The organism is Paenibacillus sp. CAU 1782 (assembly GCF_054551715.1).
Window position 1 is genome coordinate 223055 of record NZ_JBTOLL010000006.1, and the last position, 22450, is coordinate 245504.

Here is a 22450-nt window from a genome sequence, read left to right on the forward strand (position 1 = left end):
TGATTTACTGTTGATAATCATTCACTTCCCCCAAGTGTGTTTTCAAATATACAAAACAACTTATCTGGGAGATATATACGCCATTATAAACTTAGCATCCTCTCCCACCCCGCCTATTAAAGCTGAACCTCTTCGATGTTGCCAAGGAAGACCAACGAAAAATAAACCGGTTACCGGGCTAATACCACGACTATGTATAGGCCTTCCCTTCTCATCCAACACCCCGGGCATATCAAGCCATGAATACTCCGAATAAAAACCCGTTGCCCAAATGACATTATCAGGTTTCAACCGACTTTGATCCTCAAACAAAATTTCTTCATCAACGACCTTGATTGCACGGGGTTTCATTTTTACTTTTCCATCATTTATAAGTGATTTTAAATCATGTCCGAAAATCGGATCGGAACGCCGATAAAGAGCTTGACCAATAACAGAGTGAATATTGGCTTTTAAAATACCTGTTTTTTGAAACCACCAGAAAATACTTTTCCCCATAAAGAGCAAAGGCATGAATTTCAATGAATGTCCGCTGGAGATCCATACCTCTCGTTCTTTAGCAAGCTCCACTGCAATTTGTGCTCCAGAATTTCCAGCTCCCACCACCAGGACATTACCATTCTTTAACTGACGAGAGTTTTTGTATTGAGACGAATGTAACTGAAGAATATCTCGCGGAAGATCAATCGGAATATGCTCAGGAATGAATGGCTTCTGGAATGGTCCTGTGGCGACAATAACTTTTTTAGAAAAATAAATGCCCTGGCTTGTTTCTGCCATAAACCCGGTTGGCGTCTTTTTCAGCACTTGTACAGTAGTTCGTAAATGGACCGGCAAATTAAAAGTCTCAACATATTTTTCTAAATACCCGGCTATTTCGTCTTTGGTGGCCCATCCTTCCTTGTTCCCTTCCAGGGGCAGTCCCGGCAAATTGCTGTACCAACGAGGAGTAAACAGAACCAGTGAATCGTAACGGTTTCTCCACACTTCACCAATTTCGTTTCCTTGGTCGACAATAATAAAATCTCGCGAGTGCTTTTTCAAATAATATCCCATGGCAAGACCAGCCTGACTTGCGCCAATCACTAATATATCAACTTCATACTTGTTCATCACTCTAACACTCCAAACCACACTATTTTTTTCAATTTTATCGAGATGTTGCAAATTTAATTTATTAATAAATGAATATATATTCATTTATTTTTGATTATATATGTGGAAGAGAAACTGCGTCAAGGATGTAATCTCCCTATATAAAAATGAAAAATCGACAGGCTCTTATAAGAGCTTGTCGATTACATGCGGGTAATTTTTTTAGTTAGTTACTGGAGGGCTATGATGGAAAATGACCAACATAAAAGAAAAGCCCAAACCGCTTCCTCGTCTGTACTGCCCATGATCATGACCGCTCAACTAATAAATAAAGAGAGGATAGCCCGAAATTACTTTTTTCAAGCTACCCTCTTTTCTCCTTACTCCACCGTCACACTCTTCGCCAAATTCCGTGGTTTATCCACATCATGGCCGAGCGCTAGCGAGGCATAGTAGGACAGCAACTGCAATGGCACAACAGACAATGCTGGAGTCAGGATCGGCAGCGTCTTCGGAATGCTGAAGACTTCGTCTACGGATTGAGCGACTTCATGCTCAAATCCGTCATTCGTAACCGCCAGAACGTGAGCGCCGCGTGCTTTAACCTCTTTAATGTTGCTAAGCGTTTTTTCGTACAGGCCCTCTTGCGTTACCAAAGCGATTACCGGCACGCCATCTTCGATCAACGCCAATGTGCCATGCTTCAGTTCGCCCGCAGCATATGCTTCAGAATGAATGTAAGAAATTTCCTTCAATTTCAGCGAGCCTTCTTGGGCAACAGCATAGTCTACGCCGCGTCCGATAAAGAACAAGCTGCGATGGTTGGCCATAGATTCCGCAACCTGCTTCAACACAGCCGATTGAGTCAAAATCGCTTCAACCTGATCAGGCAGCTGATGCAATGCAGCGATCAATTCCGTCACGGTCTGCTGTTCCTGCGTGCCAAGCACACGTGCCAGGTTTAAGCCCAGCAAGTAGAAGGCAATCAGCTGAGACGAATAGGCTTTTGTGGATGCTACCGCGATTTCCGGTCCTGCCCACGTAACCAGCACATCGTCCGCTTCGCGAGCCACCGAGCTGCCCACCACGTTGGTAATAGCCAGAACTTTGGCGCCATTGCGGCGAGCTTCGCGCAAAGCGGCCAACGTATCGGCGGTTTCACCGGATTGGCTAACAACGATAACCAACGTATCTGGCGTAATGATCGGCGAACGGTAACGATACTCCGATGCTACATCTGTTTCGACAGGGATGCGAGCCAGCGACTCAATGACCGATTTGCCGACAAGTCCAGCGTGGTAAGCCGTGCCGCAAGCCACAATATGCACCTTGCTGATGGAACGGATGTAGTCATCCGACATGGACAACTCCTTCAGATTCACCGACAAGCCGTCATCCGCTATTCTGCCCAGCATCGTGTCACGATAAGCCTTTGGCTGTTCGTAGATTTCCTTCAGCATGAAATGATCGAATCCGGCTTTCTCCGCAGTCACCAGATCCCAATCGACATGAAATATTTCCTTGGAAATATGTTTTCCGTCAATACTCAGCAATTCGACACCTTCGCGTGTCAGGATGGCCATTTCGCCGTCGTCCAAAATATAAACGTCGCGCGTATGCTCCAGAATAGCCGGAATGTCGGACCCGATAAAGTTTTCTCCTTCGCCGACGCCAATTACGAGCGGACTAGCGAAACGAACAGCAACCAGCTTCTCCGGTTCGTACTCCGTCAGAACGCCCAAAGCGAATGCTCCGCGCATGCGTTTAACCGCTTGTTGCACGGCTTCGACAATATTGCCTTTATACTCATCTGCTACCAGATGAGAAATAACCTCTGTGTCGGTTTCGGACAGAAAAACATGTCCTTTTGCCGTCAACTCGGCTTTCAGATCCAAATAGTTTTCGATAATGCCATTATGCACAACCGAAAATTTCGCAGAGTTATCCGTATGAGGATGCGAATTTACATCGGAAGGCTTTCCGTGCGTTGCCCAGCGGGTATGGCCGATGCCGACAGAGCCAGTCAGCGGCTCACCCTTCAGCTTATCCTCAAGAATAGCAAGACGTCCCTTGGACTTCTTGATTTCCAATCCGCTTTCCGTAAACACAGCGATACCGGCAGAGTCATATCCCCGATACTCCAGCTTCTTCAAGCCTTCCACCAAAATATCCTGACAGCCGCGATGACCAATATATCCAACAATTCCGCACATAATTAAACAGACCTCCGTTAACGGTATATTTCCCCCATCCAGACGGATGCCGGCCAGTTGCGCAGCACAGGCATTATATATGAAGTTGTCATCGAATATTTCATGATTCCTGTCAAACTTTTTCCCGTGCCGGCCCTGCAGGCGGCATCGCGGACATAAGGATACTAATTACATTTGCGGCAGCCCGCCGTACGTTTGTGGGATCGGTCGCCCAATCCTTTTGCGTAACGGCTTTCGGTTGGCATGCCCTATACCGGAAGGTCCCCGCCGAATACTTCGAACACCTTCACCTCGTCAGCTTCCCGTATGAACAGCGTACAACAGATTCCCCGCTCGGCTTTATTTGCCGAAGCATCATACCTGCACAAGAGAGCAACTCCGCTATCCGTGCCGCATGCGCATGTATAAGGTTAGTTCTGTCTAGCTCGTTCATCACGCAAGCTCTGGCGCTTGTCGTACAATGTAACCTCTTCCCTCGCTTTCCTTCCTGAATCATACTACCTATCATATTCATTTTTGTCGCCGGGTGCAACCTATCCCCCTAAAAACGGACAGCTTTCGCCCCATTTCAACAAAGAAAGTGGAATCTCGACGGTCAAAACTCATGCTCTCCTCTAGACCAAATGCCGCGACCGCACGTTTGAACCTGGCACATTGCTCAACAATGCGCCAGGTTCATTGTCTTCCCCGCCTCATAACAATCATTTTATTTCATATCTTTTATTTGTCGGATTTAAGCCACTCTATCTCGCTCATGGCGGGGATCAAATCCTCCCCTTCGATTATGATGGCCGTCATCCCTTGCTCTGACCCTGATTCATGCATTTCTTCCGGTTCCCAATAAGCCGCCATACCGGGCTGAATATCGTACTTAACGCCTTCTTTGCCGATTACCCAGCCTTGACCGCTCACAACTAAAAACAATTGATGAATGGTAGCCGGATGCGAACCTACAACGCCGTCAGCCCCTACATGAATACAGCCAATATGGACTTGCTTTTCATGCTTAACAACTCTCGAAAAGGCCGCATGTTTGCTATTAAAGTTAGCGATTTCCTTGCCTGTTTCCTTGCCAAAATCAAAAATTTTCAAACACAACGCTCCTTAATGCACTTCATTTGCTCTTTCCGAATGACACAACCGAAAGATTAGCCCAACTCTCGCTTAACTACTTCGGCAATCTGATCAACGTAAGCCTCGACCAAGGTTTTGTCCGGCCCTTCCGCCATAACGCGAATCAGCGATTCCGTACCGGATGGACGAACCAGCACACGCCCGTTGTCGCCCAGTTCCGCCTCAACCTGATCAACGGCTTGCTGAATGGCCGCATTGCCGTTGTACAAGCTTTTGTCCGCCACGCGGATATTAACAAGCTTTTGCGGATATTTGCGCATCAGACCCTTTAGCTCGCCCAGCTTTTTTCCGCCAAGCGTAACGGTTTCCACAAGCTGAAGCGCCGTCAGAATGCCATCGCCCGTAGTGATATAATCCAGGAAAATAACATGGCCGGACTGCTCCCCGCCCAGATTATAGCCGCCGCGGCGCATTTCCTCCATCACGTAACGGTCGCCCACCGCCGTGCACGCCGTCTTGAGGCCAATGGCTTCCGTTCCTTTGAAAAAGCCGATATTCGCCATCACTGTCGTTACGACCGTGTCGTTAGCCAGCGTGCCTTCACGCTTCATCCGGTCACCGATCAGGCAAAGAATGAAATCGCCGTCCACTTCTTCGCCCGCTTCGTCGATCGCGATGAGGCGGTCAGCGTCGCCGTCAAAGCTCAAGCCCAAATCGGCGCCAAGCTCCAGCACCTTCTCGCGCAAAAACTCCGGATGCGTCGAACCTACGCCCGCATTAATGTTGCGGCCATCAGGCTCTGCCCCAACCGTCGTTACGTCGGCGCCAAGCTCGCGGAAAATAGCGGGAGCCAGCTCGAAAGCAGCGCCGTTAGCGCAGTCCAGCACGATTTTGAGGCCTTTGAAGTTCCCCTTCACCGTTGTTTTCAGGAAGTCCAGGTAACGTCTTTTGGCCTCCGTATCCGTCGTTACGCATCCAATATCGCCGCCCGATGGGCGCGGCAGCTCATCCTTATCGGCATCAATCAATGCCTCGATCTCAAGCTCCGTGTCGTCCGACAGCTTAAAGCCGTCACCCGCAAAAAACTTAATGCCATTATCCTCAACCGGATTATGGGATGCAGAAATCATAACGCCTGCGTCCGCACCCAGCTCTTTTGTCAAAAATGCAACCGCCGGAGTGGATACCACGCCAAGACGCACCACGTCAGCGCCGATGGACAGCAGTCCCGCAACAAGCGCCGATTCCAGCATCGGTCCCGAAATTCGCGTGTCCAGCCCGATAACAACCTTTGGCTTGTTAGCCGTACGCGTAAGCACATATCCGCCGCAGCGGCCGATCTTATAAGCCAATTCAGGCGTTAATTCTGTATTCGCGACACCGCGAACCCCGTCCGTTCCGAAATATCTCCCCATAAATGCTAGCTCCCCTGCTCCCAAAATAATAAATTCGAATGATTCCATATACGCTTCTGTTTGCTTTGTTTATATACTTGTCGTGACGCGTAAAGCCGCATACGTCATTGATATGCATGTACCGTTGCAATTGAAACGGTACACCTTGATGAGATGGACTTCTCGCGAAACGTAATGTTGAATACGTTAATGACATGCCAAACGTTTCGTTGTTGGTGGCGTCGATGGCAAAAATGGCAGCGGCAACGAGCGATGACTTGTTCACCTGTTAGTCCTCCAGCGTTGCTTGTTGCCATCGGATTGCTCAACCAGCTGCGATTACCATTGACGCCCTTATCACATGTTTGCGCTTCGGCGTTGCCGCAGCTCTCGCAATACAATATCTCAGCCGGCCGCGGCTACCAGCGAATGTCCCGTTCGCATGCTTGCGTTCTGGCTGTCGGAAGCGTTCCCGCTTCCTCCGGCGTTGCCGCTGCCTTCCTCGTTAGGCTCCTCCTCCGGCGTTCCGGTAACCGGCGTATCGCTTGGAGTGTCTTCTTGCTCCAAGTTGTCGCCGTCGCCGCTGGCAGGTGCGGATTCATCGATGATCTCAATCCGCACCGTCAGCTGTTGGCCCTCCGCAAGGACGGGCTCGACGTAAGGCGGCAAATCAAGCTCAAGCGGCACAGTATGGACGCCCGGCGGAAGCCCGTCCACTTTGGCAAGCAACGCGATGTCGCTTGCCTTGACGGCGTTCAGCACAGCTTCCGCTCCCCTAAGCTGCAGGCTCATAGTCCCGCTCGCCGGCTCGCGCAGCTCTGCCTTCATGCTTTCGCCCTCGCCGCTAATGCTGATGGGCAGGCCATTGAATGTACGAGTCGCCGTTCGCTCGACCACCACATCTAGCGTCACTTCGCCGGGAAAAACAGATGAGATGCCCTCCACCGGCAGCGTTTTGACCGTAACCGGACCGGAGCCCTTCACCTTGGACAAATCCAATACGATACCGTCATAGATCGAAATAGCATCTAGTCCGGCTTGCTGAGCATATACCGTAATTTCGTCGATTTCCGGCTTAACGGACACTAGACTTAGCTCGGAATCCAGAACACCACTATAGCGGACCTGCAGTGGCACCGACTTAAACGGCAGCGTCACCTTGACCTCAGCGTGTATGGTTCCCGGTTCTACGACCGCGCCTGGAATTTCAACGCCTTCATTATCATAGACGACGATTTTGGCCTTTTTGTTCACTACCGTTTTATCCGCGCCCGTCGTATCCAGCGTTACCGCCACTAAACCTACACGGCTCATATCGTCCTTGGGCAGCGTAACCTGCACCATGGAACCGCCTTCCGACATCACCGCAGGGGTACCCAGCACATATCCTTCTGCAGGCTGGCCGTTTGTCAGCACCTGCACATCAACAGATTTCGTAACAAGCTCTTCGATTCGGACCATCACCTTGCGAGGGGATAGCTCCACTTCTTTAATATTTCTAGGCAGCTTGGAGGTCAGAGTCAATTCATGAAGGCCCGGCTCCACGCCCTCCAAATCCACATTCACGATGTATTCTTCATTCGCGGCCGTGCGCAGCGTCGAGATCCGCCCTTCGACAACTAGCCGCGCCACTGTAGGCTCCATTGCCGTCAGAACGTACTTTTCCGTGTCCAGACCAATCGGCACAATGGTAGCCGCTTCGATGACTTTTGTATCAATATTGGAAGTCGCCGTCTGAGGCGAGGTTACCGGATCTACATGCACAATGGCAAACAACAGCACGCCCAAAATAACGGAAATAATTTTAAGCGCGGTAGGGTGGCTTAGCCACTTATCCATTTTCCCCCTCCTTCCGCTTCAAGAGCGACGCCAGGATGCCTTTTTCCTTGCTGCGCCCGTTCACCTTTGGAGTTAATTCCTCGAATAATTTGGATATCAGCGATTCTTCATTAATGTCGCGAACAATCATGCCGTTGAGCGACAGCGAAATTTGCCCGGTCTCTTCCGACACCGCAATGGACAACGCATCGCTTACCTCGCTGACGCCGATCGCCGCTCTATGCCTGGTGCCAAGTTCCTTGCTGATAAAAGGATTTTCCGACAGGGGCAAATAACAGCCCGCCGCCATGATCTGATTGCTCCGAATGATCACGGCTCCGTCATGCAGAGGCGTATTAGGCGTAAAAATATTAATGAGCAGCTCCGATGTAATACGCGATTCCATCGGCGTGCCGGACTCGATCAGCTCCGTTACTCCAGTCTGGCGTTCGAATACAATCAGCGCTCCGATCTTGCGCTTGGCCATATGCTGCACGGCCCGAATAACCTCGTCGATCTGCTCGCTCAAGGCATTTCTCTCCAGAGATGAACCCCGCGAGAACAAGTTGCCGCGCCCCAGCTGCTCCAGCGCTCGCCGCAGCTCCGGCTGGAACAGAATCAGCACCGTCACGATGCCAAACGTGAACATCTGGTTCATCACCCATTTTAGCGTATACAGGTTAAACCAGGTGCTGAGACCCCAGGTCGCGATCAGAACAAAAACGCCTTTTAACAGCTGTACGGCCCGAGTGCCCCGGACGAGTAAAATCAATTTATAAATAATAAAACTGACGATGCCGATGTCGATGATGTCTTTAACCCAATCATGCCAAGTCGAATCTGTAAAGTAGCTCATGCGCCAACCCCCAACTGCAGATCACATCTTGTCTCTATTATCGCATTTCAACTGTATTGTTTTCTACTTTTGGGTATAAAAATCCTCTATTGCCGCTTAAACTTCTTCAAGCGGTCCACATATCCATTATCGCTAATATAGGGTCCATATTTCAAGTTTTCCAGACCTTTACAAAAAAAGCTCCCCCATTAAGAGGGAAGCTTTACGTTAGTACGGGCTCATATTCATGATTTTGGAGATATTGCGCCGCCAAATGCTGAAGTCATCTTGTACCAGAACCAGTCCAGCGCCTGGTCAATTGTTCTGCTCTGTCCCGCAATATGCCCGGTGGACGCCAGCACCATGGAGCCGTCGATCACCGTTACATTGCCTTTTACGGAGCCCTGCACTTCAACCTTTCCATTCTCTACGGTCAAATTGCCTGCAAACTCCACGCCCTCCGGCACGATCACCGTATTCCCGTCAATGACAATATGCTGCAGATCCTCGCCGGAAACGATCAGCTCCGAATCCTGATCCCACGAGGCCATCATGCTGCCAAGCATCACGAACAGAAATACCGCCGCTGCGGTAAGGCCGGGATATTTGTACAGAAACCGGACAAACGGACTGCGTTCCTTCTTCTTGGTTACCGGCAGCGAAGCCATGATTCGACTCTTGAGCTCTCTGGAGGCCGCTTCATCGTACGGCACGGCAGGCCGCATGGCTTCAATGGCAAGCATGGTCGCGGCATCCGTTTTCTCCAAATCCTCGAATCTCGCCTTGCATCCCGGACAACCGTTCAGATGGGCGTGCAGTTCATTTATTTCGTCCTTCGGCAAATCGCCGTCCAAATAGTCATGAATCCTGACAGTGGCAACTTTGCAATCCATAGCAGCCAGTCCTTTCTATCGTCCTCGCCATACAACTTGGCATAAATCTCGTTATAGGATACGTTTCACCAAAAAGGATGTTTCAATTTTTCGCAAAAAAGTTTTTGCCAAGCTCTTAATCGCCTTTTTGGCCCGATGCATCAGGGGTTTCAGGCATGTGACTCCGCAGCTCCCTAGTCACTTTCCGTTGCGGAATTGAGCAGAAACGCGACGTTAAAGCTCAGGCCACAGCTTGTGCTACAACCTTTGTTAAAGCTTGTGCTAGTGCCTTTGTTTCAGCCCGTGCCCCAGTCTCCGCTACAGCTTGTGCTAGTGCCTTTGTTTCAGTTCGCGCTACAGCTTGTGCTCCAGCTTTTTGCGCAGAAACTCCCGGCCCCGGTGCACCCGCGTTTTGATCGTCGTAACAGGCATGCCCAAAATATCGCCAACCTCCTGCAGAGACAAATCCTGTATGTATCGCAGCATCATAACCGTCTTATATTTTGGCGGCAGCGTTTCCATCGCTTGATGGATGATGCGCTGCGTATCCGACAAAATAAGCTCGGATTCCGGAGTCCGATTATCTCCGGGTATCATGGAATAGCCGTCCAGCCCCTCGTATTCGCTGGATTCTGCATCCAGGGAATACGTCGGCCTTCGCTTGCGCAGTCGATCGATGCACAAATTGGTGGCAATTCGGTATATCCACGTTGAAAATTTCAAGTTATCGTCATAACGGTCCAAATTTTTATGTACGCGAAGAAAGGTGTCCTGTACGACATCCTCCGCTTCCTGCCTGTTGTTCAACATTCGGTACGCCATATGAAAAAGCTTGTCCTGATAAAGCTCAACAAGCTCCTCGAAAGCCCGCTGATCTCCCTTAAGGGCCAACCTAGCGAGCTGGTTCTCCAGCATGTTCACCTTGTCTTTTCCTCCAAACGTCATACCAGCCGTTTTCCACTTTTTCAACCAATAAAAAAATGGTAATGCACATAGCTTGAAAAAGCAAGAGCATTGGAGCCTTAAGATAAGACAAAAATAAGCCGCCCCCGCTTTTTGGAGTCCTTCTCTTCCCCAGATCTGATCTGTAAAAGAGCGGCCTTCTTCCAAAGCGAGGGGGGCTTGGCGCTGCTGTGCTGTTTTTCCGAATTCCAATTTGGCTCGTTCGGGCAATTGGTAGTCCTGTTAAGCCAGCAGTCTAGTTACGTCAGCTTGTTTCGTTAGCAGTCCTGTGTTGTTTAACAGTGTTGGTACTTAGGTTGTACTCCAGTTAAGTTAGTAGCCCGCTTACTCAGCAGCCTGTTATGCCGTTCCGCCTTTCAAACCGTCCAGCACCTCCAAAATCGTGGATGTCGGAATTGCAAAGCCAATGCCTTGCGCTTCGGCGTTTACAGCTGTATTGATGCCGATCACTTCGCCGTTTTCATTCAGCAGAGGACCGCCGGAATTTCCGGGATTGATCGAAGCATCGGTTTGCAGCAAATGTTCGTACACTTGCGCAGTGCCGTCTTCATTTTGGATCGTGATCGGACGTTCCTTCGCGCTCAATACGCCCATAGTCAACGTATGGTCAAAGCCATACGGGTTGCCGATTGCCAGCACCCAGTCGCCAATTGATGTCTGATCGGAGCTGCCGAGCTTCAGCGATGGAAAGTCCTTGCCATCGGGGCTCACTACCTTAAGAACAGCCAGATCCAGCTCTTTGCTGGAGCCCATCACCTGGGCAACAAGCGGCTCATCATAACCTTCCACCGTCACCTTCAATTCAGAAGCGCCGGAGATCACATGCTCATTTGTCAGGATATAACCGGACTTGTCGAAGAAAAAGCCTGTACCCGAACCCGTTAGTGTCAGTTCGCTAGTCCCGCTTTGTTCTTGCTGCTGTTGTTGCCCGCCGCCGCGTCCCGGGAAGCCCCCGCCTCCCAAAAACTGACGAAGCGCATCCAGATTGCCGTAGCCGCTATTTTGAACCACACCGTAGTTTTCAATTTTCACGACTGCCGGGCTGGCTTGGTCGTAGATAGATGCGATACCTGCGTCCGTATTGAAGGATGCGGTTGTCAGACCGGCGTCTTGCCCACCTGAAGCGTTCGATGCCACGCTTGCCGCAGAACCCAGCTGTGCAACGCCGCCTGTAAACAGGTTGGCCTTGTCCGCACCGTACGCCAGACCGCCAATCATCAACGCGCCTGCCATAAACGCTGCCGCCAGAGGCGTAAAAGCTTTCCGCTTCGGTCGCGATGAACGCGAATGGTTTACTTCCTTATAATAAGCTTCGAACCGATCCTGCATAGGCGGAGCGGCCGCTCCCGCCTGTTGCGCATGCCCCTGTCCAGTTGCATCGAATGGCTGCTCCATGCCTGCGGCTTGAGCCGCATTGTGTTCTTGTCCCATGCTAGCTGGTTGCCCCATGCCGGCATTTTGCGACATGTCAGCGGCTTGCTCAACTCCAGCTCTTTGAGCGTTAGCAGCTTGTGCCGTACCAGCTGCTTTTGTCACATTGTCGGCATGTTCCGTGCCGGCATTTTGCGACATGTGTGCTGGTTGCTCCGTGCTGGCGTTTTGTGACATGTTATCGGCTTGCTCTACTTCCGCTACTTGAGCGTCAGCGGCTTGCGCCGTACGCTCATTACGCTGCATGTATTCAGGCTTGATGCCTGATGCTTGCACCGTCTCCACAGGCTGCTCCACGCCTTCCGCTTGCGCCGCATTAGCCGGTTCCGATTGAGCCTCGAATTTCGGTTGAGCCCTCATTTCCGTTTGCTCCATGCTTACATTTTGCGTAGTTTCTTCTGCTTTGTTGTTTCCTTTATGGTCGTCTGGCAGCATGCCGTCCTCTGTATAATGTCTCATTGTTCTCATCCTCCCATGATGATGAATGAATTAAGTAGTTATCGACGTCGTTTGTGATGTCTCTATCATGAAGGAGATTCCTTAAACCATTCTTAAAGCGGAATTAGGCGCACCTAAAAAAATATTTCTTGCTCTTTGAGCTCAAAACAGAAATAACCGCTTGAATGTCAGTGAGAGTAACGGCTAAAAGCCACAGGGGGGGGACTTACATTGCTACGAGCGCTACGCCTGGACTTTAACAACAAGCAGCGCATTCCATTAATACCCCGATCAAACGAGGGTGGGATAATGACCATTGCGCCCCCTGATCGAATCGAGAGATAACAACTACTAAAAATTTTTGAACAAATCGGGGGATAACATCTATTAAAAACCTTGATCGAATCGGAGTTGATGAGAATAAATAAGGAATAACTTGAATGAGTAGCAAAGCTGTCTCCACTCTTACGGACATCCATGACCATTAGCGTCTTCTTTTGGCAGAAATTCCATTTGTAAAGGACATACGTGACCGTTAAAACACATTTTCGCTCGGAAAATACTGCTTTTGATGCGCTAAAGGACATGGGTGACCGTTACTGAGGGGAAAAGTAACCATTTGAGCTTCTAACGGTCATAAATGACCGGCAGGTTACTGTTGGGTGTTGGCTGTTGGATGTTGCTGTTGTGTGTTGCTGTTGTGTGTTGCTGTTGTGTGTTGCTGTTGGGTGTTGCTGTTGGCTGCTGCTGCTGTCTTTTACATTCTACTGTTGAACCACTACTGGCCGTCGCAGGTCGCTACAGGCATCTACATACATTGCAAGGAGCCCGCCGAGCAGTTGTTGGAACTTGATACGGTGGCGGACGTTTGACATGTCCATTCATCGAGTCCCGGCGCAAGGATTGGAATTCATCCACCCGCTCCCTTTGTCTTAAAAAGGGCAAATTACTGCGCGATTTGGCAATGGTTCCCCCAAAGTCGGACATGGTAGGATAAGGATATTCATATTACCCTATTTTGCCCATGAAAAAGAGGAGGACGCAGCATGACAGAAAAGGAAAGCCGCGACCAACAGTTTGCAAGCGGATACAAGGCATGGCTGGGTTATCGCCCGCTTGCAGATCAGCCTGGTTTTGATTCCATTGCGGCACATTTCAGCACGATTTCGATATCGAGTCACCAGGATACCGGGCAGGCGGACGGAGCAGGAATCGCCCAAACCGCTAGCACAGATGGCGGGAACACTTCCCTGACAACAGCCGCAGCGGAATTGCAGCTGGGACTGCAAGCCCTGCTGGGCAAAACAGTGCCGATTGTACAACAGCAGGAGCAAAGCGGCGTTGCGCTTGGTTTGTTCCACCAGAGCACCGGTTTTGGCGAAAACTACGGTTCGCGATATTTTAATGAAGCTTCCATTCAAGACGCTGCTTGCGAAGGTTTTGCCTTAGCCTTCAGCGAGCGGCATCAATGCCTGGCAATCGGCGCCTCATCCCCTTCGGGCCTTCTTTATGGCGTCTTTCATTTGCTGCGGCTTATCGCCGCGGGAACGGTCAATGTGCAAAGAATCAACGAAGCGCAGGCTCCCGCTAACGGAATGAGGATGATTGATCATTGGGATAATTTTGACGGAAGCGTTGAGCGCGGTTATGCCGGACGTTCCTTCCTTTACGAGAATAACCGGTTCCTGACGACGGAATCCGGCCGCATTCACGATTATGCGCGGCTGTTGGCTTCAATCGGCATTAATTCGCTCTGCATCAATAATGTAAATGTCCACCATGAAGAAACCTACTTCATTACGCCGCGCTGCTTGCCGGATATTGCCCGGATTGCAGATATTTTGCGCCCGTACGGGATAAAGCTTTTTTTAAGCGTCAATTTTGCCGCGCCTATTGAGCTAAAAGAGCTGGACACTGCCGACCCTCTGGATGTCAGGGTGGCAGATTGGTGGAAGCGGCAAACCGCCGTTGTGTATGAAGCCGTGCCGGATTTTGGGGGATTTGTGGTCAAGGCGGACTCGGAAAATCGTCCGGGGCCGTTCACATACGGACGCGATCATGCAGATGGAGCCAATATGCTGGCGGATGCGCTCCGGCCTTTTGGCGGCATCGTTATCTGGCGCTGTTTTGTTTACAACTGCAAACAGGATTGGCGCGACCGTACAACGGACCGCGCTAGAGCCGCTTACGATCATTTTCAGCCATTGGACGGCAGATTTGCGGATAATGTGGCGCTGCAGATCAAAAACGGCCCGCTGGATTTTCAGGTCAGGGAGCCGGTATCCCCGTTGTTCGGCGGGCTTGAAAAAACCAATCAGGTGCTGGAATTCCAGATTGCCCAGGAATATACAGGACAGCAGCGCCATCTCTTCTACCTCATTCCGCAATGGAAAGAGGTGCTGGACTTCAATACCTATGCCGCAAGCGAACAGGCGCCGGTAAAATCCATTGCTTCCGGTTCGTTCTGGGGGCGCGCCATCGGCGGCATTGCCGCTGTCTCCAACACGGGACGCGATGGCAACTGGACGGGGCATTTGCTGGCGCAGGCCAATTGGTACGGTTTTGGCCGGCTCGCCTGGAACCCCGAGCTGACCGCAGAGGAAATCGCCAAGGAATGGACGGCGCTTACGTTTGGCCATGACGAAAAAGTAAATGCCGTTATCCTCGACATGCTGATGAATTCCTGGCGAATCTACGAGGCGTACACGGCCCCGCTTGGCATTGGCTGGATGGTGAATCCGAACCATCATTATGGACCTAATGTGGATGGGTACGAGTTTTCTCAATGGGGCACCTATCATTACAGCGATCATAAGGGTCTGGGCGTGGATCGGACTACCGCGACAGGCACGGGGTATTCGGCTCAATATTTAGGAGAAAATGCCGCAATTTACGACTCCCTTGAACGTTGCCCGGATGAATTGCTTCTTTTTTTCCATCATGTGCCTTACACGCATACCCTTCACTCCGGCAAAACGGTCATTCAGCATATTTATGACACCCACTTCCAAGGGGCCGAAGAGGCTGCCGGACTGCTGGCGCAATGGCGTACCTTAAAAGGGCTTATGGAAGACGGCCTTTATAACCAGGTTGAAACCCGCCTTCAGGAGCAAGTCGAACATGCCAAGGAATGGCGCGACCAGATCAACACCTATTTTTACCGCAAAAGCGGCATTCCGGATGAGCAGGGAAGGCTGATTTATTAATTGAAGACAGATTATTAATGGATAAGAGTAGTTTCCCGTGGTAGTTAATGAGGATGATGCTCAATCATGTTAAAGGTTAATGACGGTGAAAATCAGCCTCGTTCACATTTAACCCGCCGTTCATCATCCCCGTTAATGATCATGTCGGCTAATTATTATGTCAGCTAATCGTTAGCTGTATTAATGGTATGCCGCAAGCTGCACGGCACTACGGTCTAGAAGGGAGCGCTATATGGCACTAACGGTTGAGCAGGTCATAAGGGAGCTGCATCAGACGGCGCCAAAGCCGGAGGTTTCGGTGGATGGATTAATCGAAGGAGAGATGGATTGGCCCGTTACCGGAATCGCTACGGTTTTTTCAGCGACGCAGGAGGCCATTCAACAAGCCATAGCGCTTGGACTTAATTTGATTATTAGTCATGAGGGCCACTATTATAGCCACCACAAGACGACGTCCCCTGCGCATGATCCCATATCTCAGCACAAAGCTTCGTTCATTCGCAGCTCTGGCAACAGCTTGAGCAGCAGCGCTAATAACAGCTCTGGCGACAATTCGAGCTACAGCTCAGACAACAGCTTTGGCGACCGTTCTAGTCGAAGCTTTGGCAGCAGCCCCGGAGTTAGCATCTATCGGTTCCATGACGCTATCCATCGCATGCAGCCCGATGGGATTATGGCAGGATTGCTGAAGGAATTGGAATGGGATGGCTTTGTGGAGTCCCATCAACCGGCAGCCTCTATTCTTAGCATGCCTGAGATCAAGATTGAAGAAATCGCCCGCCACGTCAAATCCAGGCTGGGCTCCCCCTTTGTTCGTGTTGTGGGAAATTGTACAAAGACTTGCAGAAGAGTAGGCGTGTTGGCGGGTTATCGAGGTGGAGGCGATTTATGCATCCCTTTATTTCATCAGGAGGAACTCGACCTCATTATTGCAGGGGAAGGGCCTGAGTGGGAGACGCCGGAATATGTACGGGATGCCGTTTTTCAAGGCCATTCCAAGACGTTTATGCTGATTGGACATGCGGAAAGCGAGCAGCCGGGCATGAAGCTGCTGGCCGAAACGTTGGCTGCCCGTTACCCGGATTTACCGGTGTCTTTTCTTGGAAACGCGCCTTTGTTCCATCTGCTTTAACCAAGCTGCACAAGAGCACGAGAGTATCATCGACTTTCATCCATGTGTGATCTCATGCAAAAACCTCCCGCAGGAAGCAGCCAATTGCTTGGCTGTTTCAGCGGGAGGTTTCTTTTTCAGCTTAGCCCGTATTGCGAAGGCCCGCTGCAATTCCGTTGATGGTCAGCAGCACTTCACGGAGAAGTTCAGGATCATCTTCGTCTTTGTCGCGCAATGTGCGAAGTTCAGACAGCAATTGAACCTGCATATAGCTGAGCGGATCGACGTACGGATTGCGCAAACGGATAGACTCCTGAATAACAGGCACATTATCCAGAATTTCAACCTGCTTCGTAATACGCAGAATAAGATCCGACGTCAAACGGTATTCCTGATCGATTTGCGTGAAAATCCGCTGACGGATGGCATCATCGCTAATCATGTTGGCATATTCCTTGGCGATCAGAAGATCCGCTTTTGCAAGCGCCATCTGCAGATTGTCAATCAGAGAGCTGAAGAACGGGAACTGCTCATACATCGTACGCAGCGTTTCCAACTTTTCCTCGCTATCGCCGACATATTGCTGCAGCGCCGTTCCGGCCGCATACCAAGCAGGCAGCAGATAACGGCTTTGCGTCCAGGCGAATACCCAAGGGATCGCTCGCAGATCTTCAAAGCGGTCGCTATTCTTCCGCTTGGATGGACGGGAACCGATGTTCAGCTCGCCCACCTCCGGCAGAGGAGTAGACTCTTTAAAGAAGGTCATAAAGTCAGGATCGCGGAAAATCAGATCCTGGTATTTGGTCAGGGCCGTTTCGGAGATGCTCCGGGCAATTTCATCCCATTCGCGCTCTGCTTCAAGCTCCTGCTTCGGATACTTGTTCAAACGTGCGGAAGTGATCAGCGCCCATGTAGCCTGCTCCAGGCTTCGGTACGCAATACCCTCCAGGGAATAACGCGAAGACAGTACCTCACCTTGCTCCGTAATTTTGATGCCCGCGCCGACCGTGTGTGGCGGCTGAGCCAGGATGCTGCGGTTAAGCGGCATGCCACCGCGTCCAAGCGCGCCGCCACGACCGTGGAAAAACTTCAGCTTAACGTCGTATGCCTTGCCCGCCGCCGTAATATCCTTCAGCGCTACGCGCAGCTCCCAGTTAGCCGTTACCACGCCGCCATCCTTGTTGCTGTCGGAGTAACCCAGCATAATTTCATGCGTGTTGCCGCGAGCTTCAACCGCTTTGCGGTAAACCGGCAATTCGAACAATTCCTTCATGATTGCAGGAGCGGCATGAAGATCGTCAATCGTTTCAAATAGCGGCACCGATTGCAGCGTACAGCGAACCGTACCGTCGCTTTCCTGACGGAACAGACCTACTTCTTTGGCAAAAACCATCACTTCAAGCATGTCGCTGGCAGCTTCCGTCATACTGATCAGATAGCTTGTAATACAGCCTTCGCCAAATTCCTGCTGCGCACGATAAATCGTATGGTACACATCCAGGCATTCTCTTGTGGATTCCGAATAATCCAGATGGCTGGATGTAAGCGGGCGAGGGTCGTTTAACAAACGGTGCAGCAGCTCCGTTTTTTCCGGTTCCGACAACGCGCCGTAATCTTCGGAGATATGCATCTTTTGCAGGATTTCGGTCATGGCGTTTTGATGCTCTTGGCTATGCTGACGCACATCCAGCGCCATCAGATGGAAGCCGAACAGCTCCACCTGGCGAACCAGCTTGGCCAGATCGGTATCCGCCACGTAGTCCGCGAAGTGATGGCGCAGACTGCGATCGATAATCAACAGATCTTCGCGCAGCTCGGATGGATGATTGTAGCGCGTTGGCGTGCCCTTCAGCGACTCGTCGCGGGTATTCGCCAGCTTCTCCAGCATAAAGCCCAGCTTGATCCGGTATGGCTCCTTCGCATTGCGCCAAGGGTCAACGCATTTCAGCTCGACGTGGGCGCGGTCATTGCGAATAGACTCCACCAGTTCCTCGGAGACTGTTACCAGATTAGTGCTGAAGCTGAGAAGATCCACCAGGTTTTTCAGCTTTTCCTCATATTTGCGAAGCGCCAGCTGGCGATGCAGCTGCAGCGTCTCCCACGTAACGTTGGACGTCACGGAAGGATTGCCGTCGCGGTCTCCGCCGATCCAGGAGCCAAAACGAAGATAGTCCGGCACGTGCCAGTGCTCTCCAGGATAATATTTAGTCAGACAGCGCTCCAACTCTTCATACACGCTTGGAATCGCTTCGAATAAGGTTTCATCGAAGAAATACAATCCGTTGCGGACCTCGTCGATTACCGTCGGCTTGCGGTCGCGCAGCTCGTCGGTTTGCCAAAGAATTAAAACCTCGTTGAGCAGTTTTTCCTTCAGCTTGCCGCGTTCGCGGTGAGTCAGCGTCGGGTTATCCAACTGCATCATATCATCGGCAATGCGCTTATGCACATCAAGCACGACTCGGCGCGTCGCTTCCGTCGGATGTGCCGTAATTACTAGCTCAAGCGAAATAACCTTCATGATTTCTTGAACGGCGGTAACGTCCAGCCCCAGCTCGCTTAGCTCCTTAATGGCGCTTTCAATCGAACCGCGCTGAACCGTCTCCCCGGCAGAAACCTCGTAATCCCGCTTCCGTCTGATCCGGTGATTTTGTTCCGCAATATTGACCAGTTGAAAATAAATCGCAAACGCTCGGATCACCTGATGGCGAATTTCCGGGTTAAGGCCGTTAACCGTTGTTTTGAATTGCTCAAACAGCTCCGGCAGAAAACCGGCGCGCAGCGCCTTGCTTTGCTCCCGAATGCGTTCTACGATGTCCAGCAGCTCGCGGCCGCCTTGATGAACCAGCACTTCGCCAAGAATATTCCCGAGAAAACGTACGTCGCGTCTCAATAAATTATTGGCGCTTGTACGGCTGGCAGCGGTTGTTGCAATAGGTTGTTCCGACATACCGTTCCTCCTACAATCTGTGCAGCAAACTCACTTTGAAAAGCATCCGCTCTTCCCTCGCGAACATGCCCGATTCAACTTTTTTGAGTAATCCAAGGGTTTCATTTCATACTACTATACTACAAAACGGTGCTTCGTTGAAGCCCTAAAGTGTTTTCCAAGATAATGTATCGTTCTCTCATTTTACTTTACTTGACTGCAATCATCAATCTTCTTGCCGTCTCATACCGATAACAGTTTTTGCAATCGTCTGTGGCTGCCGTGTATTGCAGGCTATAGGCAACCTCCGCAAAATCCAAATATTCCCTAAATCCGCTGTAGAAAAACCACTCGCAATTGGCATGCTCTGCAGATAATTACCAGCTGCCTTAAGCTTTGTGGACTACCTTTGTGACGAACTTTTTAGACGAACTTTTTAGACGAGCTTTTTTAGACAAGCATTTTAGAAAAGCATTTTAGGCAAGCTTTCCAGAAAACCTTACTCCCGCAAATTCTTCCCCTTCCAACCCATCAACATTCCGCAAACAAGTTCACTCTGAGAAGCAGCAGAAACATTTAAGTTAGTTTTAAGAAACACCAACTAAAGTAGAAATAACTTAAGACACCTGCTGATTAATAAATAGTTAACCAAATTCAATGTCAACAAACCAAATGAACGCAGGTTGAAAGTACATACCAACCAATTGGGGGAATTATAAATGAAGGCAACAGTCGGCAAAAAATTGCTCGCGGGTTTTCTAAGCGTATTGATTCTGATGGGAGCGGTTGGCGGAATAGCGGTGTTTAGAATGAAGCAAATGCAGGAGCAGGCTTATGAAATACAAACCGTCTGGATTCCGAACGCAGATCTGCTGGCCAGAATGGAAAGCCGTATCATTAATACGGAGCGGTTGGCGCTTAAATATGTATTGGAAAGCAATAGCGATTCCCGTCAACAGTTAGAAGAGCAAATAACCACAATGTTGGCCGATTTGCAAACGTCAGGCGAATCCTATCAAATCCTGGGCAGCCAGGATGAAGAGCAAACGCTGCTGGATCAAATGCTGCAAATTCAAAGTGAAATGAAGACTTTGCTTGAAAAGCTTTTTAGTTACGACGAACAAGGCAACGAAGAAGGCATTTCACAGACGGCGGAAGATCTTCAAACCTACATAGGCGGCATGCTTAACAATTTTCAGCAGCTCAGCCAAATCAATGATCAGCTCAGAGAAGAGGCGTTGAATAACTCAGAGAAGCTGTCCGTATCCGCCGTACTTCTTGTTCTTGTCCTTTCTCTGCTGGGCCTTGTCATCGGCACAAGCGTCGCCATCATCATCTCGCGTCAAATCTCAAACCCGATCAAAGCTATGGTTTCTGCGGCACGGCGCATTGCCGACGGGGAGCTGACAGCTCCTCCTTTAAAAGTTAAAAACCGTGATGAAATTGGCGGCCTTGCCGACGCTTTCAACCAAATGGCAGCTAATTTAAGAAGCCTGATCACTGAAATGAATACCGGAGCCGAATATGTAGCAACGGCCGCTGAAGGATTGACTGCAGGTTCGGATCATATCCGCATGAATGCTGAACACATTGCCGCAACGACTGAAGAATTGACGCGGGGATCGCAGAAGCAGGCACAAAGCCTGGAGGAGAATGCCAAGTCCTTTGGCGAAATGTCGGATAGCGTGCAGCATATCGCCGTAAATGCCGAAACAGTTGCCGGAGCGGCCTTCCATACCGCCGAGCTTGCGGGCACAGGCAATCAGCGCGTACAAGCGGCAATTAATCAAATGCAGTCCGTAGGCTCCACTGTTTCCAATCTGGCACAAGCAGTGGGCAGTCTGGGCGCAAGATCGCAGAAGGTCGGCGATATTGTCGATGTCATAACGGGCATCGCCAAGCAAACGAACTTGCTGGCGTTGAATGCCGCCATTGAAGCCGCACGGGTCGGAGAATCGGGCAAAGGATTTGCCGTCGTCGCCCAGGAAGTACGCAAACTGGCGGAGCAATCCGCTTCCTCCGCCGACGAAATCGCGCTGCTGATCGGCGCCATGCAAGGAGAAACCGGACAAGTCGTGGAACTGATGAACCAGGGAGAAAAAGAAGTAGCGGAGGGCATTTCAGCCGTCAAACTGGCGAGCGACTCCTTCCAGGAAATCCAGCAATCGGTCGGCCAGGTCGCCAGCCAAATCCAGGAGGTTTCCGCTGCCTCGGAGCAAATGTCGGCGGGCACGGAACAGGTGGCGCATTCCATGACGGTCATTTCCGACATTGCCACAAACACCTCTTCCGGCACAGAGCGCGTGGCCGAAGCTGCCGGCGATCAGTTAGGCTCCATTCAGGAAATTTCCGCATCGGCTCAATCCCTGTCCCAAATGGCAGACAAGCTTCGCCATCTCATTGGCAAGTTTAAAGTGTAGCTGACAAAAGACAAGACAAAAAAACGCTAACGCATACTGAATGCGCCTAGCGTTTTTTTGATCACGGCAAAAATCTTATAAGGGTAACGGTCGCTTTAACTGAAACCACCCTTCATTGCCGATGGAGTCCAAGGGATAATGAAACGAAGGAAAGCACAGCCCTTGTATTTCTGAAAATAAAACATGCCCCCTGTTCTGCCCCCAAAGCAAGAGGATGAGCTTCCCCTTATCGAATGCACAAAAAAAGAAGCCTCGCTCCGCAAGGCTTCTGGACGTTTTAGATACTGGAGCGGGTGATGGGAATCGAACCCACGCTATTAGCTTGGAAGGCTAAAGTTCTACCATTGAACTACACCCGCATATTTAGATGGTCGGGACGACACGATTTGAACATGCGACCCCCTGGTCCCAAACCAGGTGCTCTACCAAGCTGAGCTACGTCCCGAAATGATGCGATTAAGGAAAAAATGGCGCGGCCTAAGAGATTCGAACTCCTGACCTTTTGATTCGTAGTCAAACGCTCTATCCAGCTGAGCTAAGGCCGCAAATAATATGGAGCGGAAGACGGGAATCGAACCCGCGACCCTCGCCTTGGCAAGGCGATGCTCTACCGCTGAGCCACTTCCGCATATTAGTTTTTCCTGTCATTCACGA

Annotated in this window: 13 protein-coding genes and 4 tRNA genes; 3 read left to right on the top strand and 14 right to left on the bottom strand. The window is 50.5% G+C overall.

The window, feature by feature from the left end:
• Window positions 1-60: 60 nt before the first annotated feature.
• The 9 genes from ACX93W_RS15750 to ACX93W_RS15790 form a co-directional block, all read right to left on the bottom strand.
• Window positions 61-1113, bottom strand: coding sequence for a flavin-containing monooxygenase (locus tag ACX93W_RS15750; RefSeq protein WP_459393329.1), 1053 nt, complete (start codon window positions 1111-1113; stop codon window positions 61-63).
• A 362-nt stretch (window positions 1114-1475) separates the two neighbouring features.
• On the bottom strand, window positions 1476-3308 hold the full coding sequence (gene glmS, locus ACX93W_RS15755; protein WP_459393330.1) for a glutamine--fructose-6-phosphate transaminase (isomerizing): 1833 nt from the start codon (window positions 3306-3308) through the stop codon (window positions 1476-1478).
• 720 nt (window positions 3309-4028) lie between these two features.
• Entirely contained in the window at window positions 4029-4400 is a 372-nt protein-coding gene (locus ACX93W_RS15760; protein WP_459393331.1) for a cupin, read from the bottom strand.
• Window positions 4401-4456: 56 nt separating this feature from the next.
• Entirely contained in the window at window positions 4457-5797 is a 1341-nt protein-coding gene (glmM, locus tag ACX93W_RS15765; RefSeq protein ID WP_459393332.1) for a phosphoglucosamine mutase, read from the bottom strand.
• A gap of 384 nt (window positions 5798-6181) precedes the next feature.
• On the bottom strand, window positions 6182-7615 hold the full coding sequence (locus tag ACX93W_RS15770; RefSeq protein ID WP_459393333.1) for a CdaR family protein: 1434 nt from the start codon (window positions 7613-7615) through the stop codon (window positions 6182-6184).
• Complete coding sequence (gene cdaA, locus ACX93W_RS15775) at window positions 7608-8450, bottom strand: diadenylate cyclase CdaA (protein WP_459393334.1); 843 nt, start codon at window positions 8448-8450, stop codon at window positions 7608-7610. The genes ACX93W_RS15770 and cdaA overlap by 8 nt, the downstream gene beginning before the upstream one ends.
• Before the next feature lie 224 nt (window positions 8451-8674).
• The gene (locus ACX93W_RS15780; RefSeq protein ID WP_459393335.1) at window positions 8675-9322 is read right to left on the bottom strand and encodes a zf-HC2 domain-containing protein; all 648 of its coding nucleotides are present in this window, start codon (window positions 9320-9322) and stop codon (window positions 8675-8677) included.
• Between the two features lie 333 nt (window positions 9323-9655).
• On the bottom strand, window positions 9656-10246 hold the full coding sequence (sigW, locus tag ACX93W_RS15785) for an RNA polymerase sigma factor SigW (protein WP_459393336.1): 591 nt from the start codon (window positions 10244-10246) through the stop codon (window positions 9656-9658).
• Between the two features lie 357 nt (window positions 10247-10603).
• Window positions 10604-12154 (bottom strand): S1C family serine protease, encoded by a 1551-nt coding sequence (locus tag ACX93W_RS15790; RefSeq protein ID WP_459393337.1) that lies wholly within the window; start codon window positions 12152-12154, stop codon window positions 10604-10606.
• A gap of 1025 nt (window positions 12155-13179) precedes the next feature.
• Between ACX93W_RS15790 and ACX93W_RS15795 the strand changes: the two genes are divergently transcribed.
• The gene (locus ACX93W_RS15795; RefSeq protein WP_459393338.1) at window positions 13180-15339 is read left to right on the top strand and encodes an alpha-glucuronidase family glycosyl hydrolase; all 2160 of its coding nucleotides are present in this window, start codon (window positions 13180-13182) and stop codon (window positions 15337-15339) included.
• Window positions 15340-15571: 232 nt separating this feature from the next.
• Entirely contained in the window at window positions 15572-16471 is a 900-nt protein-coding gene (locus ACX93W_RS15800; RefSeq protein WP_459393339.1) for a Nif3-like dinuclear metal center hexameric protein, read from the top strand.
• Between the two features lie 121 nt (window positions 16472-16592).
• Here the strand turns inward: ACX93W_RS15800 and ppc are convergent, their stop codons facing one another.
• A complete protein-coding gene (gene ppc, locus ACX93W_RS15805; protein ID WP_459393340.1) occupies window positions 16593-19397 on the bottom strand; it encodes a phosphoenolpyruvate carboxylase in 2805 nt (934 codons plus the stop codon).
• Window positions 19398-20095: 698 nt separating this feature from the next.
• Here ppc and ACX93W_RS15810 point away from each other — a divergent pair.
• Complete coding sequence (locus ACX93W_RS15810) at window positions 20096-21796, top strand: methyl-accepting chemotaxis protein (RefSeq protein ID WP_459393341.1); 1701 nt, start codon at window positions 20096-20098, stop codon at window positions 21794-21796.
• A 285-nt stretch (window positions 21797-22081) separates the two neighbouring features.
• Here ACX93W_RS15810 and ACX93W_RS15815 read toward each other — a convergent pair.
• The 4 genes from ACX93W_RS15815 to ACX93W_RS15830 all read right to left on the bottom strand — a co-directional run bounded on the left by ACX93W_RS15815 (window position 22082) and on the right by ACX93W_RS15830 (window position 22424).
• Window positions 22082-22155 (bottom strand) — tRNA-Gly (locus tag ACX93W_RS15815).
• Window positions 22156-22164: 9 nt separating this feature from the next.
• Window positions 22165-22241: transfer RNA gene (locus ACX93W_RS15820), tRNA-Pro, on the bottom strand.
• Window positions 22242-22264: 23 nt separating this feature from the next.
• Window positions 22265-22341, bottom strand: a tRNA-Arg gene (locus ACX93W_RS15825).
• Between the two features lie 8 nt (window positions 22342-22349).
• Window positions 22350-22424 (bottom strand) — tRNA-Gly (locus tag ACX93W_RS15830).
• Window positions 22425-22450 lie beyond the last annotated feature (26 nt).

Excerpts from the sequence above, each read along its gene's own strand:
- cdaA (WP_459393334.1), bottom strand. The coding sequence starts at position 8,450 with ATGAGCTACTTTACAGATTCGACTTGGCATGATTGGGTTAAAGACATC.
- ACX93W_RS15810 (WP_459393341.1), top strand. The coding sequence starts at position 20,096 with ATGAAGGCAACAGTCGGCAAAAAATTGCTCGCGGGTTTTCTAAGCGTA.
- ACX93W_RS15770 (WP_459393333.1), bottom strand. The coding sequence starts at position 7,615 with ATGGATAAGTGGCTAAGCCACCCTACCGCGCTTAAAATTATTTCCGTT.
- ACX93W_RS15795 (WP_459393338.1), top strand. The coding sequence starts at position 13,180 with ATGACAGAAAAGGAAAGCCGCGACCAACAGTTTGCAAGCGGATACAAG.
- ACX93W_RS15780 (WP_459393335.1), bottom strand. The coding sequence starts at position 9,322 with ATGGATTGCAAAGTTGCCACTGTCAGGATTCATGACTATTTGGACGGC.
- glmS (WP_459393330.1), bottom strand. The coding sequence starts at position 3,308 with ATGTGCGGAATTGTTGGATATATTGGTCATCGCGGCTGTCAGGATATT.
- ppc (WP_459393340.1), bottom strand. The coding sequence starts at position 19,397 with ATGTCGGAACAACCTATTGCAACAACCGCTGCCAGCCGTACAAGCGCC.
- glmM (WP_459393332.1), bottom strand. The coding sequence starts at position 5,797 with ATGGGGAGATATTTCGGAACGGACGGGGTTCGCGGTGTCGCGAATACA.
- ACX93W_RS15790 (WP_459393337.1), bottom strand. The coding sequence starts at position 12,154 with ATGAGACATTATACAGAGGACGGCATGCTGCCAGACGACCATAAAGGA.
- sigW (WP_459393336.1), bottom strand. The coding sequence starts at position 10,246 with ATGACGTTTGGAGGAAAAGACAAGGTGAACATGCTGGAGAACCAGCTC.
- ACX93W_RS15800 (WP_459393339.1), top strand. The coding sequence starts at position 15,572 with ATGGCACTAACGGTTGAGCAGGTCATAAGGGAGCTGCATCAGACGGCG.
- ACX93W_RS15750 (WP_459393329.1), bottom strand. The coding sequence starts at position 1,113 with ATGAACAAGTATGAAGTTGATATATTAGTGATTGGCGCAAGTCAGGCT.